The sequence below is a fragment of the Bdellovibrio sp. genome (genome assembly GCF_036384735.1).
Taxonomy (GTDB): Bacteria; Bdellovibrionota; Bdellovibrionia; order Bdellovibrionales; family Bdellovibrionaceae; genus Bdellovibrio.
Genome location: NZ_DASVLT010000052.1, coordinates 37085 through 53721 on the forward strand (window position 1 = coordinate 37085; position 16637 = coordinate 53721).

A 16637-nucleotide genomic window follows, 5' to 3' on the forward strand; every position below is an offset into this window, starting at 1 on the left:
TTGGTAGGCTTTTTGGGATGTTTAGCAACTCGAAGACTGCCAAAATTTTAGTCATCCGTTTTTCCAGCTTTGGAGACGTGGTTCAAACCCTCAGCGTGCCATCTGCATTGGCGCAAACATTCCCTCAATCTGAGATTCACTGGATCACTCGCAAGGACATGGCTCCGCTTCTGAAAAACCATCCTCACATTCACCGTATCTGGGAGTTCGATCGCAAAGTGGGGCTTGGCGGCTTGATCAAATTATCGATGCAAATGCGCGCCGAAAACTTCACGCACATTTATGATGCTCACAACAACATGCGCTCGCATGTGATCACTTGGATTCTTTGTCCCCTTGGCATCATCGGGGTCGGACCGATATTTATTCGTAGATCCATTCGTCGTTGGAAAAGATTTTTACTTTTCAGATTCCGCATCAACACTTTTGAGATGCCTTTCAATGGCCAACGCGACTTGCTCGAACCTTTGCAACCATGGGGAGTTTCTAAAGTAGCTCCGCCTGCACCACAAATTTTTCCAAGCGAAGATAGCACGGCTAAAGCAGCGGAAGTTCTTGGCGATTACAAGGGCGCTATTTCTTTGGCTCCGTCAGCAGCTTTTTTCTTAAAGCGCTGGCCGAAAGAGTACTGGAAAGATTTGATAGCGCTCATGCCAACTGAAAAGTTTGTTCTTTTGGGGGGGCCTGAGGATTCGTTTATTGAAGATATTCACGCCGTAGCCCCAGAGCGGGTTTTGAATCTTGCTGGAAAATGTTCTTTGCAGGTAAGCTCGGCTGTTGTGGCGCACTCGAAAGCCGTTGTTAGCAATGACACAGGTCTTCTGCATGTGGCAGAGCAATTAGGTAAAAAAACAGTGGCCTTGATGGGCCCGGCTCCCTTTGGATTTCCGTCTCGTCCTTCGACAAAAATTATGGAGATTCAATTGTCCTGCCGCCCTTGCAGCAAACATGGCCAAGGACCTTGTGTGAATAAAGAGAAATTTCATCAATGCCTCGTGGACATCACTCCTGCTCAAGTGGCAGAGACACTGCGCACGAAGCTTGCGGAGCCTTCATGAGTGTTATCGTATTCTGGATTTATAAGTACCTTGTTACGCCATTGGCCTATGGCCTTTTGCAACTGCTTCGCCCTTTTTTTAGCGGCAAAATGCGCGAGATGATCGAAGACAAGAATAAAGGTTTTTATAAAATCAAAAAACAAGGTGGGGAATCTGAAATCGCAGAGGCCCGTCCATTATGGATTCATGCAGCCAGCGGTGAAATTGAATACGCTCGTCCCGTGATCCGCGAGTATCGCAGGCAACATCCTCATGTTCCTATTATGGTGACCTACTCGTCCCCGTCCGCAAAAAAAATTTTAGAGGGTCTTCATGAAGTCGATGTCTGGGCCGCTCTTCCCTGGGATGTGGATTTTATCCTGAAGGAATTCATTACGAAGTGGAATCCACGAGCTCTCCTTTTTTCGCGCACAGATGTATGGCCGACTCTTGCCAAGGTGACTTCTAAACAAGGTGTGCCGACCTGTTTGTTTTCGGCGACATTTGCAGATAACTCTTCACGATTGAAGGGACTGACTCGCTATCTGACAAAGTATTCTTTGAATCATGTGGCAGAAATCCACTGTGTTTCGGAAGAGGACCGCAGAAATTTAGATGTACTGGGTCTTAAAACAAAAATCTTCGTCAGTGGCGACACTCGCTTTGATCAGGTTTTTCACCGCCTAGAAAATCCAAAACCGCTGAAAAATGAATTAATGCCTACACCGGATGAATTTGTTTTTATCGCTGGCAGTACTTGGCCAGAAGACGAAAGCATCGTGATTCCCGCTTTGGCGAAATTAAAACGCCAGGCCTTTAAAGCCATTGTAGCGCCTCACGAAACCACACCTGCCCACTTGGAAAAACTTGAAAAGCAAATGAGCGAAGCCGGTCTTCCTTTCGTCCGCTACTCGAAAACAACAGAATGGCCTACAGGAAGCATCCTTTTGATCGATCAAGTGGGTATCTTAGCGGAACTTTATACTTGGTCTGATATCGCCTTTATTGGCGGCTCATTTAAAAAACAAGTGCACTCGGTGATGGAGGCTTTGGCAGCCGGGCTGCCGGTGATGGTGGGTCCTTTCCATCAGAACAATCGCGAAGCTTTGTTTTATCAGAAAAAAAATTTCTCTTCAGGAATGATCGTGCAAGTTGTGCACTCCTCTGAAGACCTCGTCGTTTTGATTGATCGCATGAGAAAACAATTCGATCAGATCCCTCACATCAAAGAAGAAATTCGTTCTGAAATTGGTAAGAATAAAAACAGCACTCAAAGAGTTCTTTCGTCACTTGCGGAGCAATTCTAATGTCAAACTTGGCCAAAGATTTTCGCAAACAGTTGCAGACGTTGTCAGATTTAGGCTCCCGGCAAAAATTTTCCGCCCGCTATACTGGTGGCGACGGCTGTTTCGAAGAGTTGCCAGCGGAAGCACAAACGAAGACTGTAACCGCCCTTGAACTCTATAATGATATTCTTTTATCTTGTGAAGCACAGAAGCTGGACTTCACGAATTCCGTTCAGCTTGTAAAGGGCGCTCTTAAGAAACTTCGTATGGTTTTGCCAGATGACCAAATGGCCCTGATTGATTCAAATGATTTTATAGAAATTTACACTTTGGATTTTATCGCGGCTTTTAAAACGCCGAACTTCTGGGGTACAGGATCCTACTCGCTAGATGAAGTTTTCAGCTATCCTTATGATGAGCTTTTTGAGCGCGATGAGTTTTATCAAGCCGCTATCAATCGCGTAGTTCAAAAAATAATGACTGGCGAACAATCATTTATTCAAAATCCCATTCCAACTCATACGGCTCGCGAAAGACGTGGATCGGCTGCGGCTCAGATTAGCTACAAGTACATAGCCACCGTTCAAGATCCTGATGACGGCCACATGGTCGGAGTCATCGTTGTTTGCGACCTAAAACGCGTCGCCTAGACAGACTTCTTTCTTGTATAGAATTTTTCGCGTAGATCCACAGTCAATCTGTTGACAGCTGATTCCAATGTCACATTAAAAACCTCATCTAGATCGACATTGTACATTTCTGCGATGACTTTGAGTGTTTCCACTGGAGGAGCCGACAAGCCACGCTCCCAGTTCGACACAAATTGTGCTGTAGAGTAGCCCAATTTTTCTGCGACTTCTTTTTGTGATAAGCCTGCGCGAATTCTCTTTTCCTTTAGAAAATTAGCCAAGGCCAATTGCTGTTGAACCATCATCCGTACCATTCATTATTGATTTTTCTCGTTGTTCGTTAAGGTTAACTAAATGACTTAATGGACGCAAAGAAAACTCGAGCTTGTAAAAAAATTGGCGCAGCCTTTCAATACAGCGTTTCGTTTATCGGCGGCACGCAATGATCATTCCACGATCAACAAACTTGCCGACCCTTTCTGTTCCTCTGTCTAAATTTGCGACAGTTGCAATTGCCGGATGTGACTTTTATCGCTTCTCAAGTTGAGATGCCGTGGTCCTAATGTTGCAACCTGGTCTGCTATTATGGAAAGAATTAAACGCTCTATTATTAAGATAGTGATGAGTTCGGCAGCTTTAGGGCTGCTTGCAGGCCCTATGGCTTCAGCAGATCCTTCAGAGACGCCAGCCCCGTCTTTTTCTATAGCATTTAGAAATACAGATCCCTCTAAAGGGGTTTGGACAATCCGTAAAGATCATTGGGATGATTCCGATGAACAAGGTTATCAAGCCTTTATCGTGCGAATCGCAAAGTCTAAATGCAATAGCGTTGATTCATGTTTAAAAACTCCGTCTGCAAATCCTTATTATGATCCGAATCAAGAAGCTGATGTCTTCTATTATGCTGACTGTGGACGTTTCCCTTACGTCCTTCGCATGTACTATGCGTGGAAGATGGGCTTGCCATTCTCTGCTGTGATTGTCAGATCGGGAACTCCTGAGGATCTTGCTCAGTGGACTGATCAGCAAATCCAAGCCGGTGTTCTCAATCCAAACACTCGTGATTTTTCTTTAGCGAATAGTCCAAACGGTTCCATCATGAAAATGCGTATGACCGTGCCTTCTGCGACCGGGAAGACTTACAACTTCTTCTCTGCGGCTCGTGCCATTATCAGCAGCGTGAATACGTCGAACTATCGTTATGATTCATCGATTCAAATGCCAGTGGATCCGGATTTCTATCCGGTGAAAATGGATCGCGCTGACATCAAGCCGGGCGTTACTATTTACGATCCGTCAGGTCATGTGGCTATTGTGTCAGAAGTCACTCCATCAGGTGATATCTATTATATAGATTCACATCCTGATAACGGAGTGACTCACAAACTATACAATAAAGCATTTCTTAGAAGCCGCCCTGCTCACGGTGCCGGTTTCAAAGCATTCCGCCCTATTGCTCTTACGAATGTTCGCTATAACAAATATGGTACAATCGCCTCAGGAACTTTGGTGACAACTCCGAATGAACAATTGCCAGGTTTTTCTCTTGAGCAATTTTATGGAACAACTCCAGATCCGGGCGGCAACTGGGCTAAGGGAATTTTCTCTTACCAAGGCCGTGCGGTTGATTACTATGAATATTTGAAATTGAATTTGGCGACTGAGGCCAATACTAAGATTCGTCCTTTGGATGACATCAAAGCGCAAATCGACGAGCTTTGCGGTGGCTTCCAAGATCGCGCGCTTGATGCTCAAAAAGCTATTGACCAAGGCTTAGATAAAAAACCACACCCGGATAATTTACCTCAGAACATCTATCAAGCAGATGGCGACTGGGAAAACTACTCGACACCAGGTCGTGATTTCCGTCTTCGCTCGAACTTCTACGATATCGTGAAAGCGATGAAAGGTTACTACGACCGCATCAAAGCACACGACAATTTGATTGATTACTCTGGTACAAACTTTAAGGCCGACCTGATTGCCATTGCTAAATCAAGCGCAGAAACTTGTAAGATCTCTTACAAAAACTCTGCGGGCCGAACTGTGACCTTTAACTTGCTTGAAGGTTTGATGCGCGTAAACCGCTTGTCTTTCGATCCTTACTTCTGCATCGAAAAACGCATGGGCGCTTCAACACCTCAAGAGCTTGCGACTTGTCAGGACGATGCAACGAAGGATCGCTGGTATAAGGCCGAAAACTTTATCCGCAATCTTCTTGTGAAGGATACGACTGTTGTTTACGGTCAAAATCTGCAACAGTTGGAGGCAGATAACGCGAAGAATCCGACCTTCTATCGCTATGACTTCTTGTACTACATTGATAAATATATCCAGTAATTTACCTTATCAGGCTGTCCCATCTTAGGACAGCCGACGTCAAAAAACGTCACGTGTATAAACTATTTTCCTAATCTCTTTTAATTTTGAAATGAAGGGGCCAAGTCCGCGCACAGCTTTTGAAATGTAGTCCTACGAAACGGGGTAGGAATGAAAAGACGTGCGCTATCAACACTTTGTATCATTTTGGGATTGACCACAAAAGCGTGGGCTCAAGACCAATCTGTTACGACTGCGGTGAACACCACAGCGACGTCTGCTATTTCCGCAAAGAAAGAAAAATCAAAGTTCACAGCAGACTGGCGCTTACGCCTTGCCGGCACTGATTTCCACGATGACCAAAGCCAATCTAAATATGTCGATTTTCGTTTGGATGTTCGCTCTAAATATCTTTTAACTGAATCCCTTACTTTAGACCTTCAGCCCTCTATCCGCATGGTGTCTGGCCAAAACCAAACTATCGATGGCGCTGATAAAATGGAAAACAAGATTCTTTTAAACCAAGCAGCAGCTCACTACACTCCTGTTGAATGGTTCCGCTTATCAGCAGGTGCCTTGAATGAACGAGCAATTCATACGTCATTATTGATTGACGAGTTGGCCTTTCCGGCAGCTCGCACTACGGCTTTGATTAAGTCAGGCATCTTCGAGATGGGTTTCTATCTAGAAACTGCCATCCCTACTTCAACTTCGTTGAGCACAAATACAAAAGATCTTGAACCAACCCCTTCATTGAACACAGCGGCTCTAATCTGGAAGTTTCAAAGCAATAAAGAAACTTTCTGGAAAACAGGTGTCAGCTATTTCATGTACAACAACTTGCCGTCAGCAGTGGCTCAACAGTCTTTGCTTCTAGGAAATACAGTTCAAAACGTCTCGGATGCTCAATACAACTTCGTCTACCAGTTTCAGGGCGAAGAGTTCGGTACAGAGATCCAAGTTCCAGTTTTCAAATACGTGGACTTCGTTGGCCAAGCACAATACATCCACAATGACAAAGCCCCTTCCGAAGATGCCACAGGTTATTTGGCGCTAGCGGGAGCAAAGATCCACATGACCCACAACATGGACTGGACTCTGAAGGGTATGTACTTCTCGATTGCTCCAGAGGCAGCGGTAGCTTACTTCAATGCCCGTGGCTTCGAGACAAATCGCGTTGGTTATGGTGCCGAAACTTTATTCTCATTCAAAAAAGAAGGCTTCAACGTAGGTCTTCAATACAAAGATGCAGAAGTGATGTACGAAAATCCAGTTCAATCCCGCGAAAAGCAGTTCATTCTGAAGTTGGAGACTTTCTATGCAGACATCTAAAGCACTTCTCCTTCTTCTTTTAAGCGTGAATCTGTTGGGGCTTACGGCCTGCAACTTACCGACTCCGAAGAATAAATCTTCAGAGCCGGCGGAAGCTTTGGATGCTGGTGACACAGAAGCGGCGACCTTCACTATTGAAGCGGCACCAAGTCGTTCTACTGTTTTAGAAGCTACAAAAGAGGGTGCATTTGCCCTTCCGACTTCAAAAGTATTTAATTTGTATGCATGCGTGAAAGACGTTTATTACAACAAAGCGATCACTGGTCACAAATTTAAAATCGATGAGGCCAATAAAGAAGTAACGTCAGACAATTCAGGTTGTATCGTTTGGTCTGAAAAGATCGAATATAACTATCTAGCTGACTCTCAATACATCAAAATTGACCGTCATGTGCGTGGTGTGGGCTTGCATAAAGGTGTTCGCACGGTGTCCTTTGCTATCAATCCATGGTCCCACGGTGAAAATTTGGCTCCTGTTCTTGATGTCAAAAATGAAGATGCGATTCCAAACCTAGTTAAATCAGCAAAGGCCTCTTCAATGGCACTGAAAGGTCTCTCTGCAGATAACGTTCAACGCACTCGCCCTTTGTGGTTGGAAGAAGGTCGTTTGTTCGTAACAGAACAAAATCTTACTGCTTCAGGCGTCGACTTGCTTGTCGAACTTCGCGGAACTCCTTCGATTCAAATGACTAAAATGAATGGCGAAGTGTTCCTTCGCTCTTTGACGGCGGGGTCGTTCAAAGTGCGCATGGAAATGATTCACTCCTATATGGACGGCGGCAAAGAGGTTCACCGCTTGCTTTCACAGACTGATGATCTTGATGCAAAAATGGAAAATGGCAGCTTGGCGGTGCGCTCTCCACTTTCACTTTCTGCAATTCCAACTCGTGGTCAGTTGGTGTTAGGCCTGCACCTTGAGCCGGTCGATGGTCCTCAAGGTCTTAAGGCTTTCGATGGCATTTATATCTTGGGTGACTATGACCAAATCAAAGGGTCTTCATTCCTGAAACTTTCGACACAAGTGGCTCAAGATCAGAATTTCCAATTGAATAGCTATGTAAATGCTCAATTGATGCAAGTCATGCAAACAACAATTGACGGGACAACTCAGGCTCCGGCAGAAGACGCTTATCAAAAACCTAAGATTGAAGTCTCTCAGCTAGAATTCAAATACATCCGCATCGGTGAAGAGACAACCTCAACTCGTGAGGTGATCTACAATATCAAAGCCTGTGTAAAAAACGGTATCGATCAAAAAAATGCGCGCGCGGCGACTTTTAAAGTCACGAAGTTCCGTCAAAGCGAAGCGGACACTGCAACAACTGTAGATGTCAGAACGGACAATAATGCTTGTGTGACCTGGGATGAAAGCATCAAATTCAAATACTTCGACTGTCAACGCTATCTGAAAGGTTTCGTGCAGATCGCTAATGAAAATCTTGGAATGAATGAAAAGCTGACTATTATCGTAAATCCTTGGGATAATACTGGTGCCGTAGGTCGCGACATGCGTTACGTCGACCCTACTGAAAAATTGACTTTGGATTGCAAGGCAGAAAACCGTCCACGCACTCAGGTGGTGATGGATTCCTTCAACTATAGCACGACGTCTTATAACTATCAGATCGACAATCTTTTGAACCTCTCTGTTGTTAAGAAAGTTCAAGTCAAGATCGAACCGCGCCTGCTCGTTTACTCGAGCATTTCAAACGGTCGTGGTGAAATTCAAAAACTTCGTGACGGTGTTTATCTTCTTAAGATGGCCATTGTAAAAAATCGCGAATACGACAACGATCAAAACACTTATGTTACCTCTGACGAAAAATTCATCAATGTTATGAGTGGGCAAATCAATGCCGAGATGACTTTCCGTGCGCAAGATTTAAAGGCCCTTGGCAACCGTAACAACATGCTGGTTGAAATTTATCCTGTGGATGAAAGCAAAGTGGTCATGAACGGCAACTCTATCACTTTGAAACAAGGTACTGATTTGAGCACAGCTATCGACACGACTTCGGGCCTTGAATCGCCAACATTCATCGGCCCCGTCGTCTTGAACGCCGACGACACCAACCGTCCTCTTCGTATTTTGGATGCATCAGCTGTTAGCTCTTTCCTTTTGACCGGCAATGGCAAAAACGAATCATCAACAAAAGGAATTGTCGCTCAGGTAGTACAACAAGGCAAATGGGCTCAAGCTGCCAGCTATAAAAAACAATTAGACCGTACTTCTGATGCGGGCTTTGCAAAAGAAAACAACATGGCCTTGGTCAACTTGCATGACATGCAACCAACGACGGCTTTAACTGGGGCTTTGAAAATCAAACCAGTCAACACTCGCTTTGTGCTTTCAAAGGCAGAGCTTCAAGCCATCGTATCAGGCGGCCAGCTATCTCGAACGACGGCACAGAAGCTTTGCTCTTTCTGGGTGAGTGAGTTCTTTCCAACTCAGTTTGCGGCAAAGGGCGGCGTCTTTAACAACCCTCTCCTTGCAACTGGTTTCGGCTCTGACTGCTATCATTCCAAGGACTCTTCACGCTTCTTCCAGGTGGAAAGACGTATGTCTGTGAAAGAGGTTGGTGGATCTCGATATTTGGAAGGATTTAATCAAGGTCTTTCTGTGGGAACGGCCTTCTCGATGAGCCAAGCGCACTCGACTTACAGAACAGAGTCTGTCAGCATCAGCGGCAAACTAGGTCTGTCAAAGAAATTCTTTGACCTCGTTTCAATGGGTGTCGATTTGGGAGCGTCGATCTCATGGTCACAATCAGATTCAAACTCAACTAGCAATGCTATCAATGTCAGTACATCGACATCTTTGATGGTGCAACAAAGTCGCATTAAAATTCGCGTGAATAAATTCGAACAATGCGCCCTGGTAAGCTTGAATCCATCTTTGTTTATTAAAGATACTTCTTGGTTCGGCCGTAAAGACTATTTGTCGATTTTGAATTCATCTTTGACGGATGCAGAGAAAGTCACAGCAGTGACTCGCGGCTTGATGATCTGTGACGGCGAAGTTCACAATCAGCCTGTTGATATAACAGAAAACTATTATGTGATCGCCCAAGAGACAAATAGCACACAAATGCAAGACAACGGTGATGAAAGAAACCGCAACTTCTTTGTTGCTCTTCGCTCAACAAATGATTTCAACCGTTTTGTTTTGGCCATCAAAGGTCAAACCAAAATGCCGGACTCATCTCAAAAAGAAAAAGATTTGCAAAAAGATGCCTCGAATATGATGGAGCGCTTGTTCAAAATGAGCGGCCCTTCTTACCCAGGAATGTACTTGAACTAGATCGGAGTATTTTATGAAGCCCTCTCTTATCGTCAGCTTTCTTACGACAGTCACCTTGCTGCACTCACCTGCCCACGCACAGGTGCTGACGGATTTGCCCGATCCGAGTTCAATGATGTCTTCGGACGATTCTTCTTCCAATACGCAGACAAATACGACTTCAATCAACAATACTAATCAGAATCGAACATCCACTCAAGACAACGGCAACAGTTCTGATTCTTCGATCTCGCAATCAAGCACTCCGCCTTTGAGCATGAGTGGTATCTTCAACTCTACAGCAACAATCCCCAGCGTATCACGCAAAGGTGGCGGCACTGTTTATCATTTTGACTTGCAACCAGCCACGTTCTTAAGCGGCGTTCAATTAACTATTAAGATAGGCAAAGCTAAAATCTATAGCGTGACAGCTCTTACAAGAAATGGCGGGCGCGTCGAGCTGAAGAAAGATTCAAGCAGCTCAGCAATGGATTCGGGGTCTCAGTTACAACTTTACGTTGCTTCAGTTGAGGACATCTCTGCCATCGAAATTCGTGCTGAATCTTTTGGTTCCGAGGCGGCTATTGACCTATCTGCTTATTCTGACATCAATGTCGCAAAATTGATTTTGCGCGATGATTCGCCGGTGAAACCGCCGACACCAGTCGCTCCCCCAGTCGTGAAACCAGCCGTCACTGTCGGTGACCGCGTTTTATGGATTCGTTCAGATGGCAATGCCTTCTACGGGACCGTCCTCGAAATCTTCCAATCAGGAGATGCTCGCGTTCAATTCGATGGCTATTCAGGTATCGATGTGATCAAAGTGGCCGATCTTGGAAAACGAATTAACTGTGCATTAAGCGGCGATCGCTTCTGCACGGGTGAACGTGTACTTCTTTGGACTGACAATTATTATGCTGGAACCGCTATCTCCGTCTATTCGAACGGTTATGCGACTATCGTGTTCGACGGATACGCTCAAGCATCTACAATTGATGTCACGAAGGTAAGTCGTGCGGTACAAAGCTCTTCGGGAATTTCGGTTGGCGACCGTGTGGGATTCACAAATGGCGACGGCAGCTATATCGGAACTGTGAAGCAGATTTATCAAAACGATTTAGCCTTCGTTTTGTTTGATGGTTATACGACGACAAGTGCTATTAAGGCGAAAAACTTATTCAGGCAGCAAAACTGTTCAGACAACGGCATCTGTGTTGGCAGCCGTGCGATTTTCCAAATCAATGGAGCCTATTATCCTGGCGTCGTCAAAAACGCATTCTCGAATGGACAAGTAGCGATTATCGCTGATGGCTATACAGGTCTAAACTACGCCGATGCGAAGAGCATGGGACGTTCTGTAAGCCGTCTTGGCAACTTGAATATCGGCGATCGCTTGGAGGCTCGCGTGGGTGACAGTGATTATCTTGGCATTGTGCGCGAGCTCTTCTCGAACAATGTGGTGAAAATTCAATTCGACGGCTATACGGGCTACAACTATTTGCAAGCGTCCGAAATTGGTAAGCAGGTTAACTGCGAAGGCGCATCGAATATTTGCACAGGGGATCGCGTCGTATGGCGACCTAACGGACAAATTTACACAGGCACCGTTCGCTCAGTTTATTTGAACGGAAAAATCGCCGTTCAGTTTGACGGCTACACAGGCATTAACATCTTAAATGCCACCGAAGTGAGCAAATAAAAACCGTCTTTATCAAACAAAAAAGGCTGTGAGACCCACAGCCTTTTTTATTTGAACGAATCCATTCCTATTTTTGAAGAAGCTGTTCTTTAAGAAATTCAATGCCACGAACACCGAACCATGAATAGGATTCGCCATTCACAATGGCTCCCTCAATACCCAGCGCTTTTAAATCAGAAATCTTTTTTGCAAAAGGATACGGCTCTGATGAAAATAAAAACAAGGCATCGGTGTGTTCTTCCACGTCTAAAACAGGATACTTCTCCCCTTCTGGAAATTCGACAAGTTCAGCCCCGAGTTTCTTCAGAACAGAACCTATGTAGGTGTCCTTGCCTGCTGCCATCCACGGTTTTTTCCAAATCAGATAAACCACTTTGTGCGATGATTCGGTCGGAGCTTTCACCCACTCCATGAATCCAGGAATTTTTTTTGAATTCCAAGTTGGTGTTGGTGCCTCTAATACATCCAAGCATTCGACGGATAGTTCCATCAAATAGGGATTTTTAAGTTCCTCTCCTAATCGCACCAGTTCTTTTTGCAAACTTTCGATCGAATTCACATGGGTTGCAAAGTAAGGAACAGGACACTCCTCTGCCATTTCCAAGGGATTTTCCTCTTGATCTAAAAGAACCAAATCTGGTTTTAAATCTTCTACCAAATCCCACGACACATCTTTAGTGCCGCCGACAATAGGAATATTTGTGATCAATTTCGGAGGATGAATACAATAGCGCGTGCGTCCAACGACATTCACTCCGGCTTTTAATAAAGTCTCCGTCCAAGACGGAACCATGCTCACGATGCGCATTATCCTATTTCCTTCGCAAAAGGCTGCTCTAAGGAGAGTATACACCGAGTCATCCAGAGTCAAAATGTTGACCATAATCTGCTTGCACATGACTATAGTCGCCTAACAATGAGGTGTATTTTATGACGCAAGTCTTCCCACTCCGCGAAAAACCAGCTTTGGCTCCTTACAAAAAAGGCGATGTCCTTGTGTTGTTTGGCGAGCTTTTTTCTCGTGGTTACGCCAATGGTTTGGTTGAAGAGGCTGAACGTCGTGGCATGACCATTGTCCGCGCCACTGTTGGCCGTCGCGAAAAAGATGGCGTTCTTCGTGCATTGACAGCTGAAGAAGCTGCAACAATTCCGCAACCCTTTATCAATGTTCCCCTTGAAGCTGGTTTCGATATGGAGCCCGCATCTAACGGCACGACTCCTTGTGATCAATTAAAAGATGTTAAATTAAGTGACTGGTTGGAAGCGAAATTGGACTGGAAGTCCGTTGAAGAATCTCACCAAAACAGCATCGTTCGTTTTAAAAAGAACACCGAGCTTTTCATTAAAGAACTCGAAAAGCATATTCCTGCAGGTGCAAACGTTGTTTTCGCCCACTTGATGGCTGGCGGTGTTCCCCGTACAAAAATCATCATGCCACTTCTGAACCGCGCGTTCAAAGGAACTGGAGATCGTCACATTCCTTCAAAAACTTTGTTCGACTCTGAAATCGGTCAATTGTGCTTGAAAAACTTTGTAGAAGTCACAGCAGAGACCTTCCGTCATTTGATTGAAATTTCAGCTCCCCTTCGCAAGAAATTGGAGTCTCAAGGATCCCACGTTTCTTACACAGCTTACGGTTATCACGGCACGGAAGTCCTGATTCGCGGCCAATACAAATGGCAAACCTACACGCCTTATTTCCAAGGTTGGGCGAAAATGGATTTAGAAAAGTTGTCTGAGAAATTCGCAAAAGAAGGCGTGAATTGCTGCGTTTACAACTGCCCAGAGATCTTGACGAACTCGAGCTCGGTCTTCCAAGGGGTTGAAGTATCACTTTATCCTTTACTTGCAGCCCTCCAAAAAGACGGCGCTGATAGAAAACACACAGAGCAAGTTCTTGCTGACTGCAAAAAACTTTTGAAAGACGATGTGACTTTCGAGCAGATCATTAAATTCACTGATGACTATCTGACTAATGATATCACAGTGAGCCATAGCAAGTATGATCAGTGGCCACAAAACTCTGATCAAAAGCAAATGGAGTATATGCTCAGTAGCTCTGATCACTTGATCAGCTTGCACAAGGACGAAAAACAATTGATTACTTTTGTATTGAGCGAAGTGGTCTTTAAATCTTGTGGATATGTGATGCTTCACGACGCTTGGAAGCCCAAAGCTCCCGTAGCATGGATCGGTCACGATATCGTTGCACGTTGCATGTAGGTTTTTATGACTGTGATGGCTGGCGAAACTTGGACTTACCAAAAATATAAGTTTCACGGCCTGTCACTTTCGGGAATCCGCACGGCTATTTCAATGCCGGAACTCTCTTTAAGTTTCGACGTGGCTCAAGGGTTTCCCTATCTTTTAAATCTAAAGCATTTCTTTATCACTCACGGTCACCTCGACCATGCCGCTGGCATTCCGTACATTATTTCTCAAAAAGCCATGACCTCTCAAGAAGGTGCTAAGTTTTATATGCCGAAATCCATGGTGGAACCCATGGAACAGATTATGAAGATTTGGGGGCAGATCGAAGGTCACGAATATCGTCACAACTTCGTCGGCATTGAGGCGGACGACGAAATTTTTCTGAATCCTCAGACTTACGTGAAGGTTTTCCCAACTACTCACCGAGTGGACTCTTTTGGCTATACAGTCTTCGAAATCCATAAAAAACTTAAAGCAGAATTTCAAGGTCTTTCTGAAAAAGAAATCGTCGATTTGCGCAGACAAGGCAAAGAAGTGAACGAGGCTGTCCATACGCCGGTGGTAAGCTTCACTGGCGACACCCAAATTGAATTCTTAGATTCTCGTCCCTGGGTGCGTAAATCTAAAATTCTTTTGATGGAGTCCACATATATTGACGAGCGAAAATCTATTGAATCCGCCCGTCAATGGGGTCACACACACTTAGACGAAATCATTCCACGTTTAAAAGATATTGAGAGCGAAAAGATCGTTTTCATCCATCTTTCCAGTCGTTACTCAGACACCGAAATTCAAAGAATTATAAAATCTAGAATCCCCGAAGAGCACCGTGATCGGATCGAAGTCTTCCCGGGCAGATAAATAAAAAAAGCCACCTTATCGGTGGCTTTCATTTTTAGAACATATCACTCATGTCTAACCAAAGCTTGCGACTTTTAGATTTTTTAGCCTTAAAGTGCTCGGTCCATTCAGGACCCGAGTGCTTTTGCCAGTGTTCTGCGAGATTGGCAGCGAAAATCAAGGGCGCATATCCCTGACCAATTTTATCTTTCGGAGGACGGATGGCTGTCAGCATTTCGGGACCATAAAAACCTGTTGGCATTAAACGATCTTTCTCACCCAACTCACCGATAATCAAAGAATTGTGAACCTGACCAAGCACGGTGCGACTCAACGGGCTCGATGTTTCATTCGCCTTTGGAACCCCCGCAGAACCAACAACCACTAAACCTTTATCTGCCTTTTTGTTCAAAGCATCGACAAGATCTTTATTGTGATCATTTACCTTCATGTTGAAATCAAAGAAAACAAAGCTGGTTGTTTCTGGAAGAGACTCTACTCTTTCCTGAAGAGCAGGAAAATCAACCGCACCCTCTTTTGTATATGGAGTGTAGTTAACAAGTTCGCAATTTTTGCAAGATTGACTGTCAAATACAGGCTTCACTTTCTTATCGAAGTCTTCTTGGTTTTGAAGACCAAAATAAACCACTGTGGTTTTACCAGATGGCACCGAGGCATTCGCCGCTCTTGCCGCCCCCCAGCACATTACGCTGAGAAAAGTTACTGCCAATGTTTTTGCAATTTTCTGTTTGTTCATCATCATAGGCTTTAAGTTTGCCCATTGCTTTGCTTTGATGTCGACTTTTTTAATAATTTATTGAACAATGCAGCATATATGGAGCCATGGAGCCGAGTTCAAATATTTCATACGGGCGATGAGTACTTCAAAAATCTCATCGAAGACATTCGGCAAGCCAAAAAAAGTGTCACGCTTGAAGGTTATATTTTTGCTACGGATCGCTTAACCTCCGTGCTGCTGAATGAACTCGCCTATGCACGAAGTCGTGGCTGCTCGGTCAAAATGACAGTCGATGGCTTTGGCTCCTACTATTATATTCCAGAGCTTACAAAAATTTGCCACAACTGCGGCATTGAATTGCGAGTCTTCCATCCGATGCCTTATTGGAGTTCCCTCACCCATCGCTGGCCCCGTATGAGCGAGTGGAAGGTGGCAAGCTTCTTAAGTCGCATGAACCGCCGCAATCATCGCAAAATTGTTTTGATCGATGATACGGTCGCCTACATAGGCAGTCTCAATTTTATCGAGATTCACTGCGAAAAATATGTCGGGGCTCGCGCCTGGCGCGATACGGGTGTGCGCCTTGAAGGCCCGGCCGTCAAACAATTGGTCATCGCAACACAAATCACTTATTTGCGGACGATTTATCGTGGGATTCTTACCTGGGTCGGTCGCTGGAGAATCCCAAGATCTTCATTCTCAACTTCAGTGCAGTTGAATACGACTCAAAAAATGCGTCGCGCCTTATATCGCGATCTTTTACGCCTATTAAACCGCGCAGAGGATCGCATTTACATCACAACCGCTTACTTTCTACCAAAACGCTCCCTCTTAAAAGCATTGATTAAAGCTTCTGAACGCGGCGTGGACGTAAAACTGATTTTGCCGGGAAAGTCTGACGTTTTCTTTGTGAAATGGGCGGCATTTAATCTGGTACGATTCCTACTTCATAGTGGAATTCCTATTTATGAATATCAGAAGACCATTTTACACGCGAAGACCATGGTCGTAGACGATGCGGCATTCATTGGATCCTTTAACTTAAATCACAGAAGCCTGCTGCATGATTTAGAAGTGATTGCTCGATTTGACGACCAGGACAGCCTGCAAAATATGATAAGTCAGTGGGAGGTGGATCTGAAAAACAGTCGTTCCATCAAAGAACTCGAATTTCACTCGTCGTGGTTTAGCCGTTGGATCTATAAAATCGCGTTCAGATTGCGATATATGCTCTAGAATAAGTTGACCTTATAGCTTGTTCTTAA

The 16637-nt window shown here is 44.7% G+C and carries 13 protein-coding genes; 10 read left to right on the top strand and 3 right to left on the bottom strand.

The features are described 5' to 3' along the window. Positions 1-17 precede the first annotated feature (17 nt). Genes VF412_RS16130 through VF412_RS16140 form a run of 3 tightly spaced genes read left to right on the top strand, consistent with a single transcriptional unit; the run spans position 18 to position 2973 of the window. A complete protein-coding gene (locus VF412_RS16130; protein ID WP_331340292.1) occupies positions 18-1058 on the top strand; it encodes a glycosyltransferase family 9 protein in 1041 nt (346 codons plus the stop codon). Beyond that, entirely contained in the window at positions 1055-2344 is a 1290-nt protein-coding gene (locus VF412_RS16135; RefSeq protein WP_331340293.1) for a 3-deoxy-D-manno-octulosonic acid transferase, read from the top strand. Before VF412_RS16130 ends, VF412_RS16135 begins: the two co-directional genes overlap by 4 nt. Continuing rightward, a complete protein-coding gene (locus VF412_RS16140; RefSeq protein ID WP_331340294.1) occupies positions 2344-2973 on the top strand; it encodes a hypothetical protein in 630 nt (209 codons plus the stop codon). Before VF412_RS16135 ends, VF412_RS16140 begins: the two co-directional genes overlap by 1 nt. Here the strand turns inward: VF412_RS16140 and VF412_RS16145 are convergent. Next, positions 2970-3266 (bottom strand): helix-turn-helix transcriptional regulator, encoded by a 297-nt coding sequence (locus tag VF412_RS16145; RefSeq protein ID WP_331340295.1) that lies wholly within the window; start codon positions 3264-3266, stop codon positions 2970-2972. The genes VF412_RS16140 and VF412_RS16145 overlap by 4 nt on opposite strands. 271 nt (positions 3267-3537) lie before the next feature. On the opposite strand from VF412_RS16145, the gene VF412_RS16150 reads away from it, so the two are divergent. The 4 genes from VF412_RS16150 to VF412_RS16165 all read left to right on the top strand — a co-directional run bounded on the left by VF412_RS16150 (position 3538) and on the right by VF412_RS16165 (position 11582). Further along, positions 3538-5292 carry a hypothetical protein gene (locus VF412_RS16150; protein ID WP_331340296.1) on the top strand — a complete coding sequence of 585 codons (1755 nt, stop codon included), beginning with the start codon at positions 3538-3540 and terminating at the stop codon, positions 5290-5292. 150 nt (positions 5293-5442) lie between these two features. Beyond that, positions 5443-6603 (top strand): hypothetical protein, encoded by a 1161-nt coding sequence (locus tag VF412_RS16155; RefSeq protein ID WP_331340297.1) that lies wholly within the window; start codon positions 5443-5445, stop codon positions 6601-6603. Beyond that, complete coding sequence (locus VF412_RS16160) at positions 6590-9904, top strand: hypothetical protein (RefSeq protein WP_331340298.1); 3315 nt, start codon at positions 6590-6592, stop codon at positions 9902-9904. Before VF412_RS16155 ends, VF412_RS16160 begins: the two co-directional genes overlap by 14 nt. Positions 9905-9917: 13 nt before the next feature. After that, positions 9918-11582 (top strand): beta-sandwich domain-containing protein, encoded by a 1665-nt coding sequence (locus tag VF412_RS16165; RefSeq protein ID WP_331340299.1) that lies wholly within the window; start codon positions 9918-9920, stop codon positions 11580-11582. Between the two features lie 67 nt (positions 11583-11649). On the opposite strand, the gene VF412_RS16170 is transcribed toward VF412_RS16165, so the two are convergent. Beyond that, positions 11650-12390, bottom strand: coding sequence for a helical backbone metal receptor (locus tag VF412_RS16170; protein ID WP_331340300.1), 741 nt, complete (start codon positions 12388-12390; stop codon positions 11650-11652). 122 nt (positions 12391-12512) lie between these two features. On the opposite strand from VF412_RS16170, the gene VF412_RS16175 reads away from it, so the two are divergent. Next, complete coding sequence (locus tag VF412_RS16175; RefSeq protein ID WP_331340301.1) at positions 12513-13805, top strand: enoyl ACP reductase FabMG family protein; 1293 nt, start codon at positions 12513-12515, stop codon at positions 13803-13805. Positions 13806-13811: 6 nt separating this feature from the next. After that, a complete protein-coding gene (locus VF412_RS16180) occupies positions 13812-14654 on the top strand; it encodes an MBL fold metallo-hydrolase (protein WP_331340302.1) in 843 nt (280 codons plus the stop codon). A 34-nt stretch (positions 14655-14688) separates the two neighbouring features. On the opposite strand, the gene VF412_RS16185 is transcribed toward VF412_RS16180, so the two are convergent. After that, entirely contained in the window at positions 14689-15396 is a 708-nt protein-coding gene (locus VF412_RS16185) for a hypothetical protein (RefSeq protein ID WP_331340303.1), read from the bottom strand. A gap of 72 nt (positions 15397-15468) precedes the next feature. On the opposite strand from VF412_RS16185, the gene VF412_RS16190 reads away from it, so the two are divergent. Further along, positions 15469-16608 carry a phosphatidylserine/phosphatidylglycerophosphate/cardiolipin synthase family protein gene (locus VF412_RS16190; protein ID WP_331340304.1) on the top strand — a complete coding sequence of 380 codons (1140 nt, stop codon included), beginning with the start codon at positions 15469-15471 and terminating at the stop codon, positions 16606-16608. Positions 16609-16637: the final 29 nt, after the last annotated feature.